Genomic DNA, 21769 nt, shown 5'->3' with positions numbered 1-21769 from the left:
CCCCTGTGCGCCCCCGGTCCGTCAGTCGTGCGACTCGCGGTGCGCGAAGGCGGCGCGCAGGTCGGGTTCGCCGATCGCGCCGACGCCCCGCACGGCCACCGACGTGAGGTACGTGCGGTCGTCGGCGGCGCCGTCCGCGGTCCGGGTCAGCCCGCCGAGCAGCCGCTGTCCGGCCGGGGAGGCCCAGCGCGAGTAGGGATGGATCTCGACCCGCGCGACGGCGAGGCAGCTCAGGGTCAGGGCCAGGGGCAGCGCGAACCACAGGGCGACCAGGTGCCGCGGCATGTCAGGCGGAGCGGGCATCAGCAGCGCGGCCACCCCCAGCCCGAGGACGGCGACGGCCGCGACGCGCACCTGCCGCACGGCCGCCGTCACCGTCGTACGGGCGCTGTCCGGTACCGCGAGCCCCGCGCTCACCAGGCCCTCGGCGATCCCGCGCACCGCCTCCGCCGTCGCGGCCGTGGCCCGCACCGGCGCGATGCGGGACTGCCCTTCGGGGCCGATGGCGCCTATCACCGACCGCTCCATCTCGTCCCGCCCGCGCGGGTCGACGACCGTCGCCCAGCCGGTGTGGGCCAGCAGCAGACGGCGCTGGCGCGCCATGGCGACCAGGGTCACGTCGGCGACCCGCCGGGGGCCGCCGGAGAGGAACGCGGCCTCGTACAGCGTGAGTTCACGACCCCGGCCGGTGTCCGCGTCCACGGCCGCGGCCCGAACGGCGGCCAGACACAGGCGCGTACACGCGGTACCGGCCACGGCCCAGGCCGCCAGGAGGAAAAGAACCCAGAGCATATGTTGTTTGTATGTGACACGCTCCCGAAAACACCATGCCTCGTTCACGATCCGGACAAGGTGTTGTCGGTATGTGACGTTCCGTTTCCTTCCGGTGGCGGGCTGTAGGCGGTCGTCGGGGCGCCGTGGGCCGGGCGACTAGCCCAGCCGGGTCCTCTGGGCCGTCCGGACGTCGGCGCGGCGGTGTGCCCCGTGGCCGCCGCCCGTCCGATGGGCCATGTTGCTGACCGTCGAGCCGATCTGGCTCCGGCCGGACGCGAAGGAGGCCCCGCGGTGGGCGAGCTGTACATCGACGGCGAATGGACACAGGCGGCGGCCGGCGGGCGCCGGGACGTGATCAACCCCTATGACGCCTCGGTCGTCACCACCGTCGACGAGGCCGACGCCACCGACGTCGACCGCGCCGTGCGCGCCGCCCGGCGCGCCTTCGCCGAGGAGGACTGGGCGAACGCCCCCTCGCGCCGCCGGGCCGATCTCCTGCTGCGCGTCCACGACCTGCTGCTGCGTGACCGGGAGGAGATCGCCCGCACCGAGACGCTCGACACCGGCAAGACGCTCACCGAGGCCCGGATCGACGTGGAGGACGTGGCGAACGCCTTCCGCTACTTCGCCGAACTCGCGGGCAAGGACGGCGGCCGGGTCGTCGACGTCGGCCCCGACGTCCTCAGCCGCGTCGTCTACCAGCCCGTCGGCGTGTGCGCGCTCATCGCCCCCTGGAACTACCCGCTGCTGCAGGCCTCCTGGAAGGTCGCCCCGGCCCTCGCCGCCGGAAACACCTTCGTGCTGAAACCCAGCGAGACCACACCCCTCACCACCATCGCCATGATCCGGCTCATCGAGGAGGCCGGCGCCCCGCCCGGCGTCGCCAACCTGGTGCTCGGCTCCGGGGCGAGTGTCGGCGCGGCCCTGACCGGCCACCCCGACGTCGACCTGGTCTCCTTCACCGGCGGCCTGCACACCGGCCGGGCCATCATGGCCAGTGCCGCCGACGGGCCGCGGAACATCGCCCTGGAGCTCGGCGGCAAGAACCCCAACATCGTCTTCGCCGACGCCGACTTCGAAGCCGCCGTCGACTACGCCCTCGACGCCGCCTTCCTGCACTCCGGGCAGGTCTGCTCGGCCGGTTCGCGCCTGCTCGTCGAGGACGCGCTGCACGACCGGTTCGTCGAGGCATACGCCGAGCGCGCCCGCGCGATCCGGCTGGGCAACGGCCTGGACGAGGGCACCGAGAGCGGCCCGCTCAGCTCCGCCGAGCACCGCGAGAAGGTCGAGGGCTACATCGCCGTCGCCACGGAGGAGGGCGCCCGGCTCGTCACGGGCGGCACGCGCCCCGACGACCCGGCCCTCAGCCGTGGGTTCTTCCTGCTGCCGACGATCTTCGCCGACTGCGACCGGTCCATGCGCATCGTCCAGGAGGAGGTCTTCGGCCCGGTCGTCACCGTCGAGCGCTTCCGCAGCGAGGACGAGGCGGTGGAACTGGCCAACGACACCCGCTACGGCCTGGCCGGCGGCGTGTGGACCTCCGACGCGAGCCGCGCCCAGCGCGTCGCCCAGCGGCTGCGGCACGGCACCGTGTGGATCAACGACTTCCACCCCTACGTGCCACAGGCCGAGTGGGGCGGCTTCGGCCGCTCCGGCGTCGGACGCGAACTCGGCCCGACCGGGCTGCGCGAGTACCAGGAGGCCAAGCACATCTACCAGAACCTCGCCCCCGCCCCCTCCGGCTGGTTCAAGGGCTGACCCGCACGCGCACCGCACCACCACGAAAGGCACGGCATGGCCACCACTCCCGCGCACGGCGCCGAGTCCGCCTACGACTACGTCATCGTCGGCGGCGGCACCGCCGGCTGCGTACTCGCCGCCCGGCTGAGCGAGGACCCCGACTGCCGCGTCTGCGTCATCGAGGGCGGCCCCAGCGACGTCGGCGACGAGCGCATCCTGCGCCTGCGCAACTGGATCAACCTGCTCGGCTCGGAGTTCGACTACGGCTACACCACCGTCGAGCAGCCGCGCGGCAACTCGCACATCCTGCACTCACGGGCCCGTGTGCTCGGCGGCTGCTCCTCGCACAACACGCTGATCAGCTTCCTGCCGCTGCCCCAGGACCTCGACGACTGGGTGCGGCACGGCTGCACCGGCTGGGACCCGGCGACGATCCTGCCCTACCGCGACCGGCTGCTCACACGGATCGTCCCGGTGGCCGAGGCCGACCGCAACCCCATCGCCAAGGACTTCGTCACCGCCGCCTCCCGCGCCCTCGGCGTCCCCGTCGTCGACGACTTCAACGCCGAACCCTTCGCCGACGGCACCGGGTTCTTCTCCCTGGCCTACCAGCCGGAGGGCAACCTGCGCTCCTCCGCGTCCGTCGCCTACCTCCACCCGGTGCTGGACCGGCCCAACCTCACGCTGAAGCTGGAGACCTGGGCCCACCGGCTGATCCCCGACGAGTCGGGGAGGCTGACGCGGGTCGCCGTCCGGGGCGCCGACGGGGAACCCGCGACCATGCGCGCCGAGCGCGAACTCCTGCTGTGCGCCGGGGCCATTGACACCCCGCGCCTGCTCCTGCTCTCCGGCATCGGGCCGGCCGACGACCTGCGCGCCCTGGGCATCAAGGTGCGGGCCGACCTGCCCGGCGTCGGGGAGAACCTGCTGGACCACCCCGAGTCCGTGATCGTCTGGGAGACGGCGGGGCCGCTGCCGCCCAACTCCGCGATGGACTCCGACGCCGGTCTGTTCCTGCGCCGCGACCAGGGCCAGCCGCGCCCCGACCTGATGTTCCACTTCTACCAGGTGCCGTTCACCGTCAACACCGAACGGCTGGGCTACCCCGTTCCGCGGTACGGGGTGTGCATGACGCCGAACGTGCCGCGGGCCCGCTCCACCGGCCGCATGTGGCTGCGCAGCAACAACCCCGCCGAGCATCCCGCCCTGGACTTCCGGTACTTCACCGACCCCGAGGGCCACGACGAGCGCACCCTCGTGGACGGGCTGAAGGTGGCCCGCCAGGTCGCCGCGACCGACCCGCTGCGCGACTGGCTCGTCCGCGAGGTCGCGCCCGGCCCGGACGTCGTCTCCGACGCCGACCTGTCGGAGTACGGACGCCGTGCGGCCCACACCGTCTACCACCCGGCCGGCACCTGCCGCATGGGCGCGGCGGACGACCCGGCGGCCGTCTGCGACCCCGAGCTGAGACTGCGGGGCTTCGAGGGCGTGCGGATCGTCGACGCGTCGGTGTTCCCGACGATGCCCACCATCAACCCGATGGTGACCGTGCTGCTCGCCGCCGAGCGGGCCGCCGACCTGATCACCGCGGATCGGAGTTCCCAGCAGTGACCGGTACACAGCCTCCCGCACCGGCGTCCGGCGTCCCCTCGGGGGAGCCGGGCTCCGAGTTCCGCAAGGACATGGGACCCTGGGCCAACTTCGCCCTCGGCTTCACCTACCTCTCCCCGGTGGTGGGCACCTACACCCTCTTCGGCATCGCGATCGCCGACGGCGGACCACCGATGATCTGGGCGTTCCTGGTCGCCGGCTGCGGCCAGTTCCTCGTCGCGCTGATCTTCGGCGAGATCGTCGCCCAGTACCCGATCGCGGGCGGTGTCTACCCCTGGGCCCGGCGGCTGTGGGGCAAGCGCTGGGCGTGGATGACCGGCTGGGTGTACATGTGGGCGCTGCTGGTGACCATCACCTCCGTCGCCTACGGCGCCGGCCCCTACATCGCCATCCTCTTCGGCTTCAGAGCCACCGTGCACACCACCGTGCTGTGCACCGCCGTGCTCATCGTCGTCGCCATCCTCATCAACTACCTGGGCACCAAGGCACTGTCGGCGGCGGCGCTCATCGGTTTCGCCGGCGAACTCATCGGCGCCCTCGTCGTCGGCGTCTACCTGCTGGCCACCCACCGTCACCACGGCCTCGGCGTCATCTTCGACACCTACGGCGTCGAGGGAGACGGCTCCTACCTGCCGGCGTTCCTGGCAGCCGGCATCATCGGCCTCTACCAGTACTACGGCTTCGAGGCGTGCGGCGACACCGCCGAGGAGGTCGCCCACCCGGGCCGGGTCATCCCCCGCGCGATGCGCCGCACCATCTACATCGGCGGCTCGGCGGCCACGTTCACCTGCATGTCGCTGCTGCTGTCGGTCACGGACTTCAACGCGATCATCTCGGGCGAGCAGGCCGACCCGGTGGTGGACGTGCTGTTCGACGCGATGGGCGAGACCGGGGCGCGGATGGTGATGGCCGTGGTGCTGATCTCCTTCCTGTCCTGCACGATCAGCCTCCAGGCCGCGGCCGGGCGGCTCATCTACTCCTACGCCCGGGACGAGATGATCGTCGGACACCGGCTGCTGCGGCGGTTCGTCCACGCCCGTGCGGTGCCGAGCTGGGCGCTGTTCGTGTCCGCGGCGGTGCCGCTGCTCATCGCCTTCGCCTCACTGCTCTCCGAGGACGCCCTCACCAACATCGTCTCGTTCGCGATCCTCGGCATCTACGGCTCGTTCCAGATGGTGGTGCTGGCCGCACTGCGCGCCCGGCTCAAGGGCTGGAAACCGGCGGGGGAGTTCATCCTGGGCCGCTGGGGCCTCACGGTGAACATCGCAGCGCTGGTCTACGGCATCCTCGCCATCATCAACATCTGCTGGGCCCGCACCCCGGAGAAGTCCTGGTGGGAGAACTGGATCGTCCTGCTGTGCGGCGGCGTGGTGGTGGGGACGGGTCTGCTCTACATGTTCACGACGCACCACTACGGCCGGGGCGAGGCCCCGGCGGGTGACGCCGTGCCGGCGAAGGCCGGTTCGAAGTCCGGAGGAGGCCCTGCCGGGGAGGGGTGAGGGCCCGGGGCCCGGCCCCTCAACGCCGCGACAGCACCCGGCGCGTGGCGCGGGCGAGCCGGTGGGCCTGCCGCCGGGAGCGCGGCGCCGGGCCCGACCGATCCAGCCACCACTCCCGGAGCTCCCGCCGCGCCCCCGGGTCCCCGGGGCGTCCGGTGGACAGCAGGTGCTCGGCGAAGGTCAGGGCGTCACGCCGGTACCCGGAGGTCATGGGCTGGGTCTGGGCGTAGCCGAGGAAGGCCGTGCGGTACCCGTCGCCGAGGATCACCGGCAGCTCGGGCGCGACCTTCGCCACGACGTCCGCCCGCTTCGCGGCGAGCGCCCGCGCCTGAACGCCGACCCGCACCCGGTCGAACCCCTCGGGCACGGGCGTCCCCGCGACCAGCGCCGACAGCAGCGCCGCCTGTGCCAGCGCGAGCCGCTGCCGGGCGCCGTCGACCTCCTCTTGCTGGTGGGGCCGGCCGAAGGCGCCCCGTGTCGCCTCGGCCGCCCCGGTCTCATCGCCCCGCCGTACCGACCCGGTCCCGGCCTCCACGAGCAGCCTGCCGCCGACGCCCCCGGCCGCAGCCCGCCGTCCGGCCCCGGCAGCCGCGAGCAGCTCATTGCCGCGGCCCCCGGGGACTGTTGCGCCCGCCGCGCGGAGTTCCGCCTTCACGCGTTCGACGGCGCCCGCCTCCAGCGCCCGGCGGATCGAGGTCAACTCGTTCTCCAGCTCCCCCGGTGCCGGGAAGTTCTCGTCCCGTTCCAGGAGGACGCCCGGCGGGCTGACGCGGGAGGCGAGGTCGGTGAGGATGTCGAGGACCGGCCGGGGGACCGGGTGGGCGTGGCTGTCGTGCCAGACACCGTCGCGTTCGAAACCGCCGGCGACGTGGACGTAGGCGATGGCCTCCAGGGGCAGTTCCGCGAGGGCCTTGGCGGGGTCCTCGCCGCGGTTGACGTGGTTGGTGTGCAGGTTGGCCACGTCGATGAGGAGGCGGACGCCCGTGCGGTCGGCGAGGTCGTACAGGAACTGGCCCTCCGTCATCTCCTCGCCCGGCCAGCAGATCAGGGCGGCGATGTTCTCGACGGCCAGCGGCACCGGCAGTGCGTCCTGCGCGATGCGCACGTTCTCGCACAGGACGTCCAGGGCGTCCCGGGTCCGGGGGACGGGCAGCAGATGGCCGGCCTCCAGGTGCGGGGACGCCGTCAGCGGGCCGCCCGCCCGGACGAACGCGATGTGCTCGGTGACCAGCGGGGAGCCCAGCGCTTCCGCACGCTCGGCCAGTGCGGTCAGCCGGCCCGCGTCGGGCCGGTCCGCGCCCCCGAGGCCGAGCGAGACGCCGTGCGGCACCACGGTGACGCCGCGCTCGCGCAGCCGCCGCAGCGAGTCGGGCAGGTGCCCGGGGCAGACGTTCTCGGCCACCGCCTCGACCCAGTCGATCCCCGGCATCCGCTCCACGGCGTCCGCGATCTCCGGCCGCCATCCGATGCCCGTCCCCAGTCGCTCCATCGTCCCCTCCTCCGCCCGGCCCGTTCCTCGAACGTGAGGGGGGTATGGCCCAGCCGCCGGCCCCCGAACCGCGCACCGCCCTCCTTCAGAGCAACATTTGAGGTTCGCGGTCCCGGCCCCTCTGCCCACTGACGGAGGCACACGGGTCGCGTCCCGCCCCGGCACGCCGTAGACCGGACCTATGTCGGCAGGCAGCGAGCAGCCCCACCGCCCCGCGCGGAAGCGGGAAACGGAGTCCGGGGCGGCCGCCGTGCGCCGGCTGCGGATCGCGGCCGGAGCCGTGCTCCTGGCAGGCGTCACGGCCTATTTCCTGCTGCCGCTGGAGGGCCTCGGCGCCGACCGCCCCTGGCTGGGCTGGCCGCTGTTCGCGCTGTGCCTGGCGCTCGTCGCGGCGCTGCTGCTGCGCCATGTGCGCGACATCGTGCTGGAGAAGCCGCAGGCCCGGTCGGGCATCATGATCTCGCTGCTGATGTGCCTGGCCGTGCTGGTCTTCTCGTCCGGGTACTACGCCCTCGCGCAGCAGCCGGGACAGTTCACCGGCCTGCGCACCCGGGTCGACGCGCTGTACTTCACCGTGGTCACCCTCGCGACCGTCGGCTACGGCGACATCACCCCGCGCGGGCAGGAGGCCCGGCTGGTGGCCGTCGCCCAGATCCTCTACACGTTCGTCTTCCTCACGGCGGCGGCCACCGCGCTGACCCGGCGGATGCACGCGGTGGTCGCGGAGCGCGACAGGCGCCCGCCGCCGCCGTGACCGGGGGGTGGCCCTACACCGGGCGGGAGGGGCGGTAGTTGAACACCGACCAGAGGACGAACAGGCCGGTCACGATCATGATGATCGACCAGAACGGCTGGTACGGCAGCCAGAGGAAGTTCGCGATCAGCGCCAGGCCGACCACGACCGCGCTCACGACCCGCGCCCAGGCGGCTCCGGCGAACAGTCCGAGCCCGGCCGCCACCACGAGCGCCCCGACGATCACGTGGATCCAGCCCCACGCGGTCAGGTCGAACTCGAAGGAGTACTGGCCGAAGCTCGTGTACACCTCGTCGCCCGCGATCGCCGCGATGCCCTGGAGCACCGCGAAGAGGCCGTAGACGACCATCAGGATGCCGCCGAGAGCGAGCCCCCCGGCCGCCAGCGGGTCGCCGGAACCGCCCGGGCCGGAGCCGCCGGGCATCCGGTCATCGGGGGCGGGCGGGGCGGGGGGAGGGGGCGCGGCGCTGGTCATGGCTGCCTCCGGGGGTCGGTTCGGCTGGTAACCCCACTGGAGCATTCGTCCGGGACCGGCGCGCCTGCGGCTACTCCGAACGGGTGGACGCCGCGTGGCCGGGCCTGAGCGGCTCCCGGCGCAGCGCCGGGTGGTCCGCGACCACCGTGCACGAGCCGGGCGCGATCTCCGTGAAGCCCGCGTCGCGCACCAATGGCAGCCCGGCGCCGGTCAGTTCGGACCAGCGGGCCGGGTCGGCCGTGCGGGCGGCGAGCGGGAAGCCCGCGTCGTGCCAGGCGGCCCGCTCCCCGTCGGACAGCTCCCACCAGGCCAGTTGGGCGGCGTGGCCCGCCTGGGCCATCGCCTTGCCGGCCGACATGCCGAGGTCCGGGTTCAGCCACAGCACGGGGGCCGCCGGGTCCGCGTCCACCGGCGGCTCCGGGTCGTCCAGGTCGGTGCCGGACACCTGGAGCCTGGCCAGGTCCTTGGGCCAGCCGTCCAGCGGGACGGGCGGGAAGACCCGCACCTCGGCCGACTTGCCGGTGACCGTGATGCCGGGCAGCGCCTCGGCCCGCCGCCACTCGGCGCCGCGCGCCCGCCGCACCACCTTGCGGATCCGGGCGTCCTGCCAGTCCCGCATCGCCCCGGCCCACTCGCCCGCACCGGCCGACCGCTCGTCGGCCAGGATCGTCAGCACGGCCCGCGCGGCCGTCTCCAGCGCGTCCGTGCGCGCCGGCGGCTCCGCCTTCTCGATCCGCACGACGAGCGGCAGCACGAACTGCGGTGCCTCGTCGCGCGCCGAGGGTTCGGACCGGAAGGGACTGTCGCTCACGGGCGTCGGGTCTTCGCTCACGAATCCCAGTGTGCCAGCCGGAAGATCGTGCAGGATGGCCGCATGCGACCCGACCTGTGCCTGCGGAACGCGGGCCGCCATTACGGTCTGCGGGGCCCCTGGGTGCTGCGCGGTGTCGACCTGGCGGTGGCTCCGGGCCGGCTCGTCCGCATCGAGGGCGCCAACGGCGGCGGCAAGTCCACGCTGCTGCGGCTGCTCGCCGGCAATCGACGCCCCCAGTGAGGGCCGCGTCACCGGCCCGCCCCGCTGGGGGTCCCCCCACGCCGTTCAGGCAGTGGGGGAGTGCGTCCCCGAGCCGTTCCCGCCGGCCCTGACCGGTGCCCTGACCTCCCGGCGATCACCCTGAGCAGGCGGTGCGCTGTGCCTCCTGCCATTCGCAGGCGGGGCAGAGCGTGATGCCCTTGTACGACTCGGTGTACTCCGTCGGCTCCCGGCACAGCACGCACTCCGCGTACGGCGGTCCGTCCGCGCGGGGCGGCCTGGTCGCGTCGATCAGGCAGTAGTCGTCCTCGCTCATACGCCCAGCGTAGGCCGGGGGAGGACCGTCAGAGGTCCCGCTGCTCCAGCGGTTTGGTCGCCGGGCCTTGGATGACCTTGCCGTCCGTGTCGAAACGGGAGCCGTGGCAGGGGCACTCCCAGGCGCGTTCGGCGGCGTTGAAGTCGACCAGGCAGCCCAGGTGGGTGCAGCGGGCGGAGACGGCGTGCAGCCCGCCGTCGTCGTCCCGGTACACCGCGACCCGGTGGCCGTCGGCCCGGACCACGGCGCCCTCGCCGGGCGGCAGGGACTCCACGGGCGGCGCGGGCCGCAGCCGGTCGCCCACGAAGTGCCCGGCGACCTTGGCCTGTGTCTTGAGGAACGCCGGCGCCTCCCGCAGTGCGGGCTTCACCCGGCGCGGGTCGTACAGCCCGCTCCACTCGCACTCCTCGCCCGTGATCTGGGCGGTCAGCAGCCGGCCGGCCATGATGCCGCCGGTCATGCCCCAGCCGCCGAAGCCGGTGGCGACATAGGCGTGCCGGGCGCCCGGGTGCAGCGGGCCGACCATCGGCACGGTGTCCGTGGGCTCGGTGTCCTGGGTGGCCCACCGGTGGGTGACCTCCAGGTCCGGGAAGTGGCCGGTGGCCCAAGCGGTGAGGCGTTCGAAACGGGCCCGCGGGTCGCTCGTGCCGGGCGTGAAGTGCTCACCGGTGACGATGAGCAGCCGCCGGTCGCCCTCGTAGGGCGCGGTGCGCACCGAGCGGGTGTCCTCGTCGGGCGTGATGAACATGCCGTCCGGGTCCTGGTCCGCGGGGATCGTCCCGGCGACGACCAGCTCGCGGCGCGTGGAGAGGCGGGCGAAGAGCAGGGCCCGGTCGAAGATCGGGTAGTGCGTCGCGACGACGATGTCCCGGGCCCGGACCGTCGCGCCGCTCGTGGTCGACAGCCGGCACGGCTCGCCCTCGTCCAGGCCGACGACGGTGGTGTCCTCGTAGATGTGCCCACCGCGTTCGACCAGGTCGGCGGCGAGGGCCAGCAGGTACTTGCGCGGATGGAACTGGGCCTGTCCGGTGACCTCGACGGCGCCCGCCACCTCGAAGGGCAGCCCGGTCTCCGTGACGAACGAGGCGGGCAGCCCGGCCTCGGCCGCGGCCCGTGCCTCGGCGCGCAGTTCCTCCACGCGGCCCGCGTCGGCGGCATAGGTGTAGGCGCTCCTCGCCTCCCACTCGCAGTCGACGCCCAGCTCCTGGGCGATCCGGGCCGCGTGCCCGATCGCCTCGGACTGCGAACGGGCGTACAGCCGCGCGCCCTCGGGGCCGCGGGTGCGCCGCAGCTTGTCGTAGACGAGCGTGTGCAGGGCGGTGACCTTGGCGGTGGTGTGCCCGGTGACCCCGGCCGCGACCCGCCCGGCCTCCAGCACGGCCACGCTCCGCCCGGCCCGCGTCAGCTCCCACGCCGTGGACAGCCCGGCGATCCCGGCGCCGATCACCGCCACGTCGACGTCCACGTCCTCCGTGAGCGCCGGGTGGCGGCCGTCCGGTGCCGTCTCCAGCCAATACGAGCGGCTGACCTGCTGCTTCTCGCTCATGGCCGCCGAGTACCCCCGTCCGTCCGCTTCAGTGTCGGGCGGGTCGCTTTACAGACGCGGCGGGCAGGGATAACGTACAACCAAATGGTTGTACGTGAGCTGAGCGACGAGACGGTGGACCGGTTGTTCCACGCCCTGGCCGACACCACGCGCCGGGACATACTGCGCCGCTGCGTGCGCGGGGAACTGTCGGTGTCCCGGCTGGCCGAGGCCTACCCGATGAGCTTCGCCGCCGTGCAGAAGCACGTGGCGGTCCTGGAGCGGGCCGGTCTGGTCACCAAGCAGCGCAGCGGACGGGAGCAGCTCGTGCGCACCGACCCCGACGCGGTGGGCCGCGCGCGCCAGGCCCTGGACGAACTGGAGTCCGCGTGGCGCGGGCGCGTGGACCGGATGGCCCGGCTGCTCGCCGAGGACCCCGGAACCGAAGAGAACGACACGACGGAAGGACCCGAATGATGAGTGTCACCAGTGTCGACAAGGACCTCGACCACCTCACCCTCACCCTGGTCGCCGACTTCGCCGCCCCGGTCGAGCGGGTGTGGCGGCTGTGGGCCGACCCCCGGCAGCTGGAGCGCTGGTGGGGCCCGCCGACCTACCCGGCGACCGTCGAGGAGCACGACCTGACCCCGGGCGGCGAGGTCACCTACTTCATGACCGGCCCGGAGGGCGACCGGCACCGCGGCTGGTGGCGGATCACCTCGGTCAGCGAGCCGACGGCGCTGGAGTTCACCGACGGCTTCGCCGACGACGACGGCAAGCCCAAGGACGACATGCCGACCATGTCCGTGACGGTGCGGCTCAGCGAGCACGGCGGCGGCACCCGGATGGAGATGCGCTCCCTGTTCGACACCCGCGAGCAGATGGAGCAACTGGTCGCCATGGGCATGGAGGAGGGCCTGAAGGAGGCCGTCGGCCAGATCGACGCCCTGCTCGCGGCCTGACCGGCAGGTCGTGTGCCCCGGTGGTCCGGGCGGGGCGCCGGGCTTCGCACCCGCCGCCCCGGCCGGAGCGGAGTGCCGGCTACCGGCGCCAGGGGCCCGTCACCGCGAACGTGGTGCCGGGCCGGTAGCAGTTGACATACATCGTGTCGCCGTCCGGGGAGAAGGTCACCCCGGCGAACTCGCCCCACTCGGGCGCCTGCTCGGTGCCGATGTTCTGCCGGTTGCGCGCCATCGCGTAGACCTCGCCGCGCCGGGTGACACCGTAGACGTGCTGAGCGCCGTCGCCGTCCTCGCAGACCATGAGGCCGCCGCTGGGCGCCAGGCAGATGTTGTCGGGTGACTCGCCCGGCAGCTGCACATCGGTGTCCGGGCCGAAGACGATCACCAGGGTGAGCCGGCGGCGCTCCGGGTCGTAGCGCCAGACCTGCCCGAAGTGGTCGGCGGCCGAACCGTCCGACCGGCGCGCGAAGGACGACACGAAGTACACCGAACGGCCGCCCCAGTAACAGCCCTCCAGCTTCTGGGCGTGCGTGATGCCCTTGCGGCCGAAGTCCTGGAACCGGATCGGCGTCTGCGCGGCCTGCGGGTCCGGCACGTCGACCCACTCGACGCGGTCGAACTCGGCGCCGACGTCCTGGATGGAGGACAGGTCCGGCACCCCGGGCACGCGCATGGCCTGGAGCCGGCCGCCCGCGCGCAGCGAACCCCTGCCGCCCAGCGGCCGGTCCGGAAGGAAGCGGTAGAAGAGGCCGAACGGCTTCTCGAAGGCGTCCTCGGTCTCGTAGACCACGCCCCGCCGGGGGTCGACGGCGATCGCCTCGTGCGCGAAGCGGCCCATCGCGGTCAGCGGCACGGCCCCGGTGCGGTGCGGGTCGGCCGGGTCGACCTCGAAGATGAAGCCGTGGTCCTTGGTGTAGCCGTTGGTCCCGGCCTTGTCCTCGGTCTCCTCACAGGTCAGCCAGGTGTCCCAAGGGGTGGGGCCACCCGCGCAGTTCACGGCCGTACCGGCGATCGCGACGCGTTCCGACCGGACCCGGTTGCGGGAGTCCAGCGTCAGGGTCGTACAGCCGCCCTTGCCGGCCGGGTCGTAGGTGAGGCCCTCGACGGTCGGGACCGGGGCTTTGCCGTCGGCGCGGTTCTCGTGGTTGCGGACCAGGTGGACCCGGCCGCCTCTGCCTCCGAAGGCCGCCATGCCGTCGTGGTTGGAGGGCACCCGGCCCTCCCCGGAGCGGAGTTCGTCCCCCTCGCGGGAGAGGATCCGGTAGCCGAAACCTTCCGGCAGGTCGAGAACGCCCTTCGGGTCGGGGACGAGCGGGCCGTAGCCGGTGCGGCCGAGGCCCTGTGCGGCGGCGGTGCCGGAGAAGAGTTCGGACAGGGCACCGGAGAACGCGATCCCGACGCCCAGGGCGCCTGTGCCGGCGAGCATCTGACGTCGTGTCGCGGAGTGACCGGATGCGGTCATGGGGAAACCTTCCTGCTGGCGGACAGGAACTGTGATCCCGCTGTGTCTATCACCTGGTGCGGGCGGCGGGAACCACGCGCGTAGCACGGGTCACTGCTCTACGGCGCGCCGCAGCTGCTCCATGGCCTCTTCGGCCTGTTCCGTGCGGTCGACGGCGCCCTCCGCGATCTCCGCTTGTTCCGCCGCCCCGGCGTGTCCCGCGGCCTGCGCGGGGGGCTGCTGGCCCCGTTCCAGGAACCGCAGGAGTTCCACCGGAATGGGCAGGACCAGTGTGGAGTTCTTCTCCGCCGCCACCGCCATGACGGTCTGCAGCAGCCGGAGCTGGAGAGCCGAGGGCGTGTCGGCCATCTGGTGGGCGGCCTGGGCCAGCTTCTTGGAGGCCTGGTACTCGGCGTCGGCGTTGATCAGCCGGGCCCGCCGCTCCCGGTCGGCCTCGGCCTGACGGGCCATGGAGCGCTTCATGGTGTCCGGCAGGGAGACGTCCTTGATCTCCACGCGGTCGATGGTCACGCCCCACTCCACGGCCGGGCTGTCGATCATCAGCTCCAGGCCCTGGTTGAGCTTCTCCCGGTTGGACAGCAGATCGTCCAGCTCGCTCTTGCCGATGATCGAGCGCAGCGAGGTCTGGGCCATCTGGGAGACGGCGAAGCGGTAGTCCTCGACGTTGACGATCGCGGCCGCGGGGTCCACGACCTTGAAGTACACCACCGCGTCGACCCGCACGGTCACGTTGTCGCGGGTGATGCCCTCCTGGGCGGGGATCGGCATGGTCACGATCTGCAGGTTGACCTTGCGCATCCGGTCCACCGCGGGGACCACGAGGTTGAACCCGGGCCGCCGCACGTCCCCGTGCAGACGCCCGAGCCGGAAGACGACCCCGCGCTCGTACTGCTTGACGACCCGCGCCGCGGCGACCACGTACACCAGCGCGCCGGCCCCGACGGCGGCCACCACGCCGACCAGCTCTTCGACCATGCCGACCTCCTTGTTCAGAGGTCCGAATCCGTCCGCTCATGTAACGATATGCCCGAAACGGGGCGTGGGGCCATGCCCGGTGATCCGGGCCGTAACGGCGGCGGACGCACGTGGTCCGGGGCGCGCGGGGTGCGCGCCCCGGACCAGGGCTTGGCGATTTTGGTCGGGCGGCTAGGCGGTGACCTTCTCCGCCGGTGCCTCCTCGAGCTCCGTGACCTTCACCGGCTCCGTGCCCGTCGCGCTGTGGCGGGCGGCCCAGTTCTCCAGGGCCGTGCGGCAGGCGTGGTCGAGGTGGTGCAGGCCGGAGAGGTCCAGCTCGACCGGGCGGTCCTGCGGCAGGCTCTCCAGGCTGTCGAGGATCTTCGGCAGCCGCAGGAAGGTCGCGTTGCCGGACAGGTACGCCTGGATCGGGCCGGCGCCCTTGTCGATGATCTCCATCTTGACGTGCGAGGCCTCCCAGGCGGTCTTGACGACCGACAGGGCCAGACCGATGAGCACGCCCTCGAACATGTTCACCGCGACGATCGACACGGCGGTGACGACCAGGATGAGCGCCTCACCGCGGTGCTCCCGCCAGAGCGGCACGATCTTCTGGAACGGGATCAGCTTGAAGCCCGCGTGGACCAGGATGCCGGCGAGCGCGGGCAGCGGGATCAGGGCCAGCGTGGACGGCAGCAGCGCGGCGAACAGCAGCAGCCACACGCCGTGCATCACCCGGGACGCCTTGGTCCTGGCGCCCGCGCTGACGTTGGCGGAGCTGCGGACGATGACCGCGGTCATCGGCAGCGCGCCGAGCACACCGCAGAGGGTGTTGCCCGCGCCCTGCGCCATCAGTTCCTTGTCGTACTGCGTGCGCGGGCCGTCGTGCAGGCGGTCCACGGCGGCGGCGCTGAAGAGGCTCTCGGCGGAGGCGATCAGGGTGAAGGCGATGATCGTGCCGATGATGCCGACGCCCACGCCGCCGAAGGCGTCCAGGCCGGGCGGCTGGATGGAGCCCAGCAGACCCTTCACCTCGACCGTGGCGACCGGCAGGTCGAACACGGCCGTGGCGGCGATCGCCAGGATCACCGCGGCGAGCGCGCCGGGCACGGCCTGCGCCTGCTTCGGCAACTTCTTCCACAGCACCATCACCGCGATGGTGGCCGCGCCGAGCACGAGGGAGGTGAGCGCCGCCGTGCTGCCGGCCGCGTCGACGGCGGCACCGGGCAGGCCCAGGATCTTGTCGATGCCGGAGGCGGGTGCCTTCAGCCCGGCCGTCGCGTACAGCTGGCCGGCTATGAGCACCAGACCGATTCCGGCCAGCATGCCCTCGACGACCGAGACCGAGATCGCGCGGAACCAGCGGCCGAGCTTCAGCGCGCCCATGATGAGCTGGAGCAGACCGGCGGCCAGCACGATGATGCCGAGCGCGGGCAGTCCGTACTCCTGGACCGCCTCGAAGACGAGCACGGTCAGACCGGCGGCCGGCCCGGACACCTGCAGGCTGCTGCCCGGCAGGAATCCGGTGACGAGACCGCCCACGATGCCGGTGACCAGGCCGAGTTCGGCCGGGACACCGGAGGCCACGGCCACGCCCACGCACAGCGGGAGCGCGACCAGGAACACGACGAGCGAGGCGGTGAAGTCCTGCCTGAGGTGGGGGAACTTGGTCATGGTGCCCCTCACAGCTTCTCGAAGGTGTCGGTGTCCGCGCGGTGTTCGCGCACGACTCCGGTGTGGACCTCGTAGAACCAGGCGCGCAGGCCGAGCCGTCCCTCCGCCAGGCGGCGCTCGACGCAGGGGTAGGACCGCAGCCGGAGCACCTGGGTGAGGGCGTGGTTCTGCACGGCCTCGGTGACGGTCGGGTCGGCCGGGTCCGAGCAAGCGGGCTCGTCGGCCGCGCGGGCGAGCCAGTCGCGCACGGCCGGTACCGCGGCGAGGTCGTCGCCGCGTACCACCGCGCCGACGGCGCCGCAGTGCGAGTGGCCGCAGACCACGATCTCCTTGACGCCGAGGACCTCCACGGCGTACTCGATCGTGGCCGCCTCCGATGTGGGGTGCTCGAAGGAGTGCGGGGGAACGACGTTGCCCGCGGTGCGCAGCTCGAAGAGCTCGCCGGGGCGGGCGCCGGTGATCAGGGCCGGTACGACCCTGGAGTCGGAGCAGGTGATGAACAGGACGTCGGGGGACTGGCCCTCGGCGAGGTGGGCGAACTCCTCAGGGCGCTGTCCGAAGGTGCGGGCGTTGTCGATGAGGGGTTGCATGAGTGTGGTGACTCCTCCTGGCGCGCAGTGGGGGCGCGTCGGACGGGCATGACAGGGGGTGGGGGGAACTGCTCCGCCGCTCAGCAGCGGAAGACCTGCAGTGCGGCCGGAGTGTGCGACGCCGAGGATCTCGACGTGCGGTGATGCCCGGCGCCGGGTCTGACCGGTTCCTGTGCCGTCGGCTGGATGTGCCGTCGCAGCGGCCGCTCGGGCGCCGAGGGCGCAGAGTCGGCGGTGTGGGACCGGTCGCGGGTCCGCAGGGGACCGGTCGGGTCCCCGTGGTGCCCGGCGCGGCAGGTGGCCATCTCGTCGCGCAGGGCCTTCCCGGGAGACTTGTGTCCGGGACGCGAGGACTTGCCGGAAGGCTTGGTTCCGGGCTGAGCGTTGGCCTCGGCTTGGCTCTGTGTGTGCGCGGATGCGAAGGACGCGGTCGGTGCGAAGAACTGAAGGGCGAGCAGGGCGGCAGCGAGGAGCGAAACCACGGTCCGTGCCGTCGTACCTCGGTACATGCGCCCCCCTTCAAGTGATTCGCACGTCTAGTGCGGACCAACGGTTGGTCAATGGCTGGTCAAGAAACACGTTAACCCTGCAAGGTCGTTTGCAGGGTTAACTTAACGTTTCAAGCTGAAGAGAGCCTGAAAACCGAGGGTGGGCTGGCTTGAACAGGCCCTTCCCCTCGGGGGGTTGGTGCGGTATTGGGTGTGTCGTTACCGGGGGTTCGCCAGCTTGGCCGCGTCGCGGGCGAGGGCGGTGAGCCGGGAGATGGCCCGGAAGTACTTCTTGCGGTAGCCGCCGTTCAGCATCTCGTCGCTGAACAGCTGGTCGAAGGGCATGCCGGAGGCCAGCACGGGCACCTCGCGGTCGTAGAGCCGGTCCGCGAGGACGACCAGCCTGAGGGCCGTCGACTGGTCGGGAACCGGCCGCACACCGGTGAGGCACACGGCCCTGATTCCGTCGGTCAGGGCGCCGTACCGGCTGGGGTGGACGCGGGCCAGATGCTCCAGGAGGGGCGAGAACGAGTCGAGGGAGGCGCCCTCGGTGGCGTGCGCCACGCGGGTCACCTCTTCGTCGGAGTACGGCGGCGGTGCCTCGGGCAGACCGCGGTGGCGGTAGTCCTCGCCGTCGATGCGCAGGGCCCGGAAGTGGGCCGACAGGCCCTGGATCTCACGCAGGAAGTCGGCCGCCGCGAAGCGGCCCTCGCCGAGCTTGCCGGGCAGCGTGTTGGAGGTGGCGGCGAGAGCCACGCCCGCGTCGACCAGCTTGCCGAGCAGGGTGGAGACCAGGACGGTGTCGCCCGGGTCGTCGAGCTCGAACTCGTCGATGCACAGCAGGCGGTGGCCGGACAGCGTCCGGACGGTCTGCTGGAAGCCGAGCGCGCCGACCAGGTTGGTCAGCTCCACGAACGTGCCGAACGCCTTCAGCCCGGGGTCGGCCGGGGTGGCGTGCCACAGGGACGCCAGCAGGTGGGTCTTGCCCACCCCGTAGCCGCCGTCGAGGTACACGCCGCGCGGGCCGGCGGGGGCCTTCTTCGGCGCCTTGCCGAAACCGAACAACCGCCGCTTGCCGGAACCTTCGGCCGCGCCGAGGCCCGCCGCGAAACCCTCCAGGACCCGGACGGCCTCGGTCTGGCTGGGCTGGTTCGGGTCGGGGATGTACGTGCTGAAGCGGACGGAGTCGAACCGCGGCGGCGGCACCATCTCGGCGACCAGCCGGTCCGCGGGGACATGCGGCTCACGGGCGCACAGGGACAGCGGGGCCGGGTCGGTTATGGGGCCGGTTCCGGAGGGGGCCAGGGGAGAGGACACGGTTCACCATGCTACGGCGCGTGGAACACTGCACCGCATGCGACGTCTGTTCCCTGTGACCGATGAAACAGCAGCTCCGGAGCCGGGTGGTGCGTCCGGTGGGGGCGCCGGGCGGGAGTGGAGCCTGGACGAGCTGGCCGCCGCGTACGCCTATCCCGAGCCGGGGCCCGGGGGCCCGGCGCCGTGGTTGCGCGCCAACATGGTGTCCACGCTGGACGGGGCCGCCCAGCACGACGGCCGTTCGCAGCCCATCTCCAGCGCCACCGACATGCGGATCTTCGGGACGCTGCGGGCGCTCGCGGACGTCGTGGTCGTCGGCGCGGAGACGGTGCGCAAGGAGGGGTACCGGCCGGCCCGCGCGCGGGAGGACTTCGCGGCGATGCGGGAGGCGGCCGGGCAGCCGCCCGCACCCGCGATCGCCGTGGTCACCGCCGGCCTCGACCTGGACTTCTCGCTGCCGCTGTTCACCTCGCCCCTGGTGCCCACCCTGATCCTCACGGGCGCCTCGGCCGACCCGGACCGGGTCGCCGCCGCCGAGCGGGCGGGCGCCCGGGTGGTGACCGCCGGAGACGGCATCGGCGTGGACCCCGCCCGCGCCGTCCGGGCCCTCGCCGATCTCGGCCACACCCGGCTGCTCACCGAGGGCGGCCCGCGGCTGCTCGGGCAGATCGTCGCGGCCGGGGTGCTCGACGAGCTGTGCCTGACCGTCGCCCCGATGCTCACGGCGGGCCAGGCGCAGCGCATCGCCGGAGGGCCGGCGGTCACGGTCCCGCACCGGTTCGGGCTGGTGTCGATGCTGGAGGAGGACGGCTTCCTGTTCACGCGGTACGGGCGGCCCCGTACGGCGTACTGAAACGTCCGGCGCGGGGTAGAAGGTGTCGGCGGCCGGGGAGGCCGGCCGGCCGGTACGTCCGGAAGCGGGGGTGAACGTCGCCGTTGGTCCGTTCACCGGCTGAATGTGCCGTTCCGTTTGGATTCCGGAGGGCACACTGGATCCGGCAGTACCCGTGCGAGCACGGGCAGGATGGTTTCCGCAGGGCCCGGCACGGCCCGCGGAGGAGAGGGGCCTCGGGCCCCGTGAGCAGAAGGGGCGCCTGGTGTTCACAAGCGTATTGATGATCGAGAAGGCGCTGACGTCCGCCGACGTGGAGTTCGTCACCACCTTGCACGGGGAGGAGCAGGTCTCCTTCGAGGTGTTGCTGCAGCCGCGCGGCGAGCAGGCCGACCGCCTGCTGCGGGCCATCGACGACGTGGCGCTGGGCGAGCTGGACGAGGCCGTCCGCGAGGGCGAGACGCCGGAGGGCGAGGAGGCGCTGAGTGTGGGGCAGCGGGCGCTGGAGGTGTCGCTCGCCGCGCTGCGCGCCTCGGGCAGCCCCGCTGAGGGACGGCTGATCGAGGATCATCCGCTGGACGCGCTGAAGTCCCTGGTGGAGGAGGCCGGGGCCGACGAGGTGATCGTGCTGACCGACCCCCACTACGTGGAGGAGTTCTTCCACCGGGACTGGGCCTCCCGGGCCCGGCACAAGGTGGGGGTGCCGGTGCTGAAGCTGTTCTCGCACAGCAAGGCGTAGGGGCGGGTTGCCGTGGTTCGCCGGGTGCGGGCCGGTGGTGGTTGCTCGCGCCGTTCTCCGCGCCCCCGGGTCGGCCACAGCACACCCCGTTCCTGAAATAGGGTGGGGGCGCTCACCGTCGTCGTTCGCTCTTGGAGATCTGCATGGCAGCCGGCCTTCCTCCCGCCATGGACCGACCGCACTTCATCGGGATCGGTGGGGCCGGGATGTCGGGGATCGCGAAGATCCTCGCGCAGCGCGGGGCCGCCGTGGCCGGCAGCGACGCCAAGGAGTCGGCCACGGCCCAGGCGCTGCGGGCGCTCGGGGCGACCGTGCACATCGGGCACGCGGCGGAGCATCTCGCCGATGACGCCAGCTGTGTGGTCGTGTCGTCGGCGATCCGGCAGGACAACCCCGAGCTGGCCCGCGCGGCCGAGCTCGGCATCCCCGTCGTCCACCGGTCCGACGCGCTCGCCGCGCTGATGGACGGACTGCGGCCGATCGCCGTCGCCGGTACGCACGGCAAGACGACCACGACGTCGATGCTGGCCGTGTCGCTGAGCGAGCTGGGCCTGAAGCCCTCGTACGCCATCGGCGGCGACCTGGACGCGCCCGGCTCCAACGCACTGCACGGCGAGGGCGACATCTTCGTCGCCGAGGCGGACGAGTCGGACCGCAGCTTCCACAAGTACGCCCCCGACGTGGCGATCGTCCTGAACGTCGAGCTCGACCACCACGCCAACTACGCCTCCATGGACGAGATCTACGCGTCGTTCGAGACGTTCGTGGACCGGATCACCGAGGGCGGCACGCTGGTGATCGCCGCCGACCACGACGGCGCCCGGGAGCTGACGCGCCGGGTCGCCGGGCGCGGCGTGCGCGTGGTGACGTACGGCGAGTCCGAGGACGCCGGCGTGCGCATCCTGTCGGTGGTGCCGCAGGGGCTGAAGAGTGAGGTCACCGTGGTGCTGGAGGGGCAGGAGCTGACCTTCACGGTCTCCGTCCCCGGCCGGCACTACGCGCACAACGCGGTCGCCGCGCTGGCGGCGGGCGTGGCCCTCGGCGTCCCGGCGGCCGAGCTGGCCCCGGCGATCGCCGCGTACACGGGCGTGAAGCGGCGCCTCCAGCTGAAGGGCGAGGCCGCGGGCGTGCAGGTCATCGACTCCTACGCGCACCACCCCACCGAGATGACCGCCGACTTGGAGGCCATGCGCGCGGCGGCCGGTGACGCCCGGATCCTGGTCGTCTTCCAGCCCCACCTCTTCTCGCGGACGCAGGAGCTCGGCAAGGAGATGGGGCAGTCCCTGGCCCTCGCGGACGCCTCGGTCGTGCTGGACATCTACCCGGCCCGTGAGGACCCGATCCCGGGCGTGACGAGCGAGCTGATCATCGAGGCGGCCCGGTCCGCGGGCGCGGACGTGACGCCGGTGCACGACAAGGCGGACGTCCCGTCGGCCGTCGCGGGAATGGCGAAGCCGGGTGATCTCGTTCTCACCATGGGAGCGGGCGACGTCACCGACCTCGGCCCGCAGATCCTGGACCGTCTGTCGAACTGA

At 72.6% G+C, this 21769-nt stretch carries 20 protein-coding genes and 1 pseudogene; 10 read left to right on the top strand and 11 right to left on the bottom strand.

Going from position 1 to position 21769, the window contains the following annotated elements:
• Positions 1–21: 21 nt before the first annotated feature.
• The gene (locus tag HNR57_RS04720) at positions 22–792 is read right to left on the bottom strand and encodes a TIGR04222 domain-containing membrane protein (protein WP_184556280.1); all 771 of its coding nucleotides are present in this window, start codon (positions 790–792) and stop codon (positions 22–24) included.
• A 273-nt stretch (positions 793–1065) separates the two neighbouring features.
• On the opposite strand from HNR57_RS04720, the gene HNR57_RS04715 reads away from it, so the two are divergent.
• From HNR57_RS04715 to HNR57_RS04705, 3 genes are read left to right on the top strand one after another with little or no spacing between them, the layout of a single operon-like run.
• Positions 1066–2532, top strand: a complete 1467-nt coding sequence (locus HNR57_RS04715; protein ID WP_184556277.1) for an aldehyde dehydrogenase family protein — start codon at positions 1066–1068, stop codon at positions 2530–2532.
• A 36-nt stretch (positions 2533–2568) separates the two neighbouring features.
• The gene (locus tag HNR57_RS04710) at positions 2569–4125 is read left to right on the top strand and encodes a GMC family oxidoreductase (RefSeq protein WP_184556274.1); all 1557 of its coding nucleotides are present in this window, start codon (positions 2569–2571) and stop codon (positions 4123–4125) included.
• Positions 4122–5624: an APC family permease gene (locus HNR57_RS04705; RefSeq protein WP_313672943.1), complete on the top strand. Its 1503-nt coding sequence runs from the start codon at positions 4122–4124 to the stop codon at positions 5622–5624. The genes HNR57_RS04710 and HNR57_RS04705 overlap by 4 nt, the downstream gene beginning before the upstream one ends.
• A 19-nt stretch (positions 5625–5643) precedes the next feature.
• On the opposite strand, the gene HNR57_RS04700 is transcribed toward HNR57_RS04705, so the two are convergent.
• Positions 5644–7113 carry an MbnB/TglH/ChrH family RiPP precursor modification enzyme gene (locus HNR57_RS04700; protein ID WP_184556271.1) on the bottom strand — a complete coding sequence of 490 codons (1470 nt, stop codon included), beginning with the start codon at positions 7111–7113 and terminating at the stop codon, positions 5644–5646.
• Positions 7114–7294: 181 nt separating this feature from the next.
• On the opposite strand from HNR57_RS04700, the gene HNR57_RS04695 reads away from it, so the two are divergent.
• Positions 7295–7867, top strand: coding sequence for a potassium channel family protein (locus HNR57_RS04695; RefSeq protein ID WP_184556267.1), 573 nt, complete (start codon positions 7295–7297; stop codon positions 7865–7867).
• Between the two features lie 13 nt (positions 7868–7880).
• Here HNR57_RS04695 and HNR57_RS04690 read toward each other — a convergent pair whose 3' ends face one another.
• Positions 7881–8342 carry a DUF7144 family membrane protein gene (locus HNR57_RS04690; RefSeq protein WP_184556264.1) on the bottom strand — a complete coding sequence of 154 codons (462 nt, stop codon included), beginning with the start codon at positions 8340–8342 and terminating at the stop codon, positions 7881–7883.
• 70 nt (positions 8343–8412) lie between these two features.
• Positions 8413–9174, bottom strand: coding sequence for an aminoacyl-tRNA hydrolase (locus HNR57_RS04685; protein ID WP_184556261.1), 762 nt, complete (start codon positions 9172–9174; stop codon positions 8413–8415).
• Positions 9175–9216: 42 nt separating this feature from the next.
• Between HNR57_RS04685 and HNR57_RS40230 the strand changes: the two are divergent.
• Positions 9217–9487 (top strand): annotated as a pseudogene (locus tag HNR57_RS40230) (ATP-binding cassette domain-containing protein); the annotation flags it as partial.
• 24 nt (positions 9488–9511) lie between these two features.
• Here the strand turns inward: HNR57_RS40230 and HNR57_RS04675 are convergent.
• Positions 9512–9691, bottom strand: a complete 180-nt coding sequence (locus tag HNR57_RS04675; RefSeq protein ID WP_184556255.1) for a hypothetical protein — start codon at positions 9689–9691, stop codon at positions 9512–9514.
• Between the two features lie 28 nt (positions 9692–9719).
• Complete coding sequence (locus HNR57_RS04670; protein WP_184556252.1) at positions 9720–11237, bottom strand: FAD-dependent oxidoreductase; 1518 nt, start codon at positions 11235–11237, stop codon at positions 9720–9722.
• 84 nt (positions 11238–11321) lie between these two features.
• Between HNR57_RS04670 and HNR57_RS04665 the strand changes: the two genes are divergently transcribed.
• Together HNR57_RS04665 and HNR57_RS04660 are read left to right on the top strand one after the other, a co-directional pair.
• A complete protein-coding gene (locus HNR57_RS04665) occupies positions 11322–11693 on the top strand; it encodes an ArsR/SmtB family transcription factor (protein WP_184556249.1) in 372 nt (123 codons plus the stop codon).
• Complete coding sequence (locus tag HNR57_RS04660; RefSeq protein WP_184556246.1) at positions 11693–12178, top strand: SRPBCC family protein; 486 nt, start codon at positions 11693–11695, stop codon at positions 12176–12178. Before HNR57_RS04665 ends, HNR57_RS04660 begins: the two co-directional genes overlap by 1 nt.
• A gap of 79 nt (positions 12179–12257) precedes the next feature.
• Here the strand turns inward: HNR57_RS04660 and HNR57_RS04655 are convergent, their stop codons facing one another.
• The 5 genes from HNR57_RS04655 to zapE form a co-directional block, all read right to left on the bottom strand.
• Positions 12258–13640, bottom strand: coding sequence for an alkaline phosphatase PhoX (locus tag HNR57_RS04655; RefSeq protein ID WP_184556244.1), 1383 nt, complete (start codon positions 13638–13640; stop codon positions 12258–12260).
• Between the two features lie 90 nt (positions 13641–13730).
• A complete protein-coding gene (locus HNR57_RS04650; RefSeq protein ID WP_184556241.1) occupies positions 13731–14615 on the bottom strand; it encodes a slipin family protein in 885 nt (294 codons plus the stop codon).
• Between the two features lie 171 nt (positions 14616–14786).
• Positions 14787–16268, bottom strand: coding sequence for a SulP family inorganic anion transporter (locus HNR57_RS04645; RefSeq protein WP_184556238.1), 1482 nt, complete (start codon positions 16266–16268; stop codon positions 14787–14789).
• A gap of 8 nt (positions 16269–16276) precedes the next feature.
• A complete protein-coding gene (locus HNR57_RS04640; protein WP_161368061.1) occupies positions 16277–16858 on the bottom strand; it encodes a carbonic anhydrase in 582 nt (193 codons plus the stop codon).
• A 707-nt stretch (positions 16859–17565) separates the two neighbouring features.
• Complete coding sequence (gene zapE, locus HNR57_RS04635) at positions 17566–18663, bottom strand: cell division protein ZapE (protein WP_184556235.1); 1098 nt, start codon at positions 18661–18663, stop codon at positions 17566–17568.
• Between the two features lie 37 nt (positions 18664–18700).
• On the opposite strand from zapE, the gene HNR57_RS04630 reads away from it, so the two are divergent.
• The 3 genes from HNR57_RS04630 (at position 18701) to murC (ending at position 21769) form a co-directional block, all read left to right on the top strand.
• The gene (locus HNR57_RS04630) at positions 18701–19516 is read left to right on the top strand and encodes a pyrimidine reductase family protein (protein WP_184556220.1); all 816 of its coding nucleotides are present in this window, start codon (positions 18701–18703) and stop codon (positions 19514–19516) included.
• Positions 19517–19760: 244 nt separating this feature from the next.
• Entirely contained in the window at positions 19761–20234 is a 474-nt protein-coding gene (locus HNR57_RS04625) for a beta/alpha barrel domain-containing protein (RefSeq protein WP_184556218.1), read from the top strand.
• 143 nt (positions 20235–20377) lie between these two features.
• Complete coding sequence (gene murC, locus HNR57_RS04620; RefSeq protein WP_184556215.1) at positions 20378–21769, top strand: UDP-N-acetylmuramate--L-alanine ligase; 1392 nt, start codon at positions 20378–20380, stop codon at positions 21767–21769.

Source organism: Streptomyces paradoxus (assembly GCF_014202475.1).
Taxonomy (GTDB): Bacteria; Actinomycetota; Actinomycetes; order Streptomycetales; family Streptomycetaceae; genus Streptomyces; species Streptomyces paradoxus.
The sequence above is the reverse complement of the archived record's forward strand: the minus strand, read 5'-3'. Positions and strand labels throughout refer to the sequence as shown.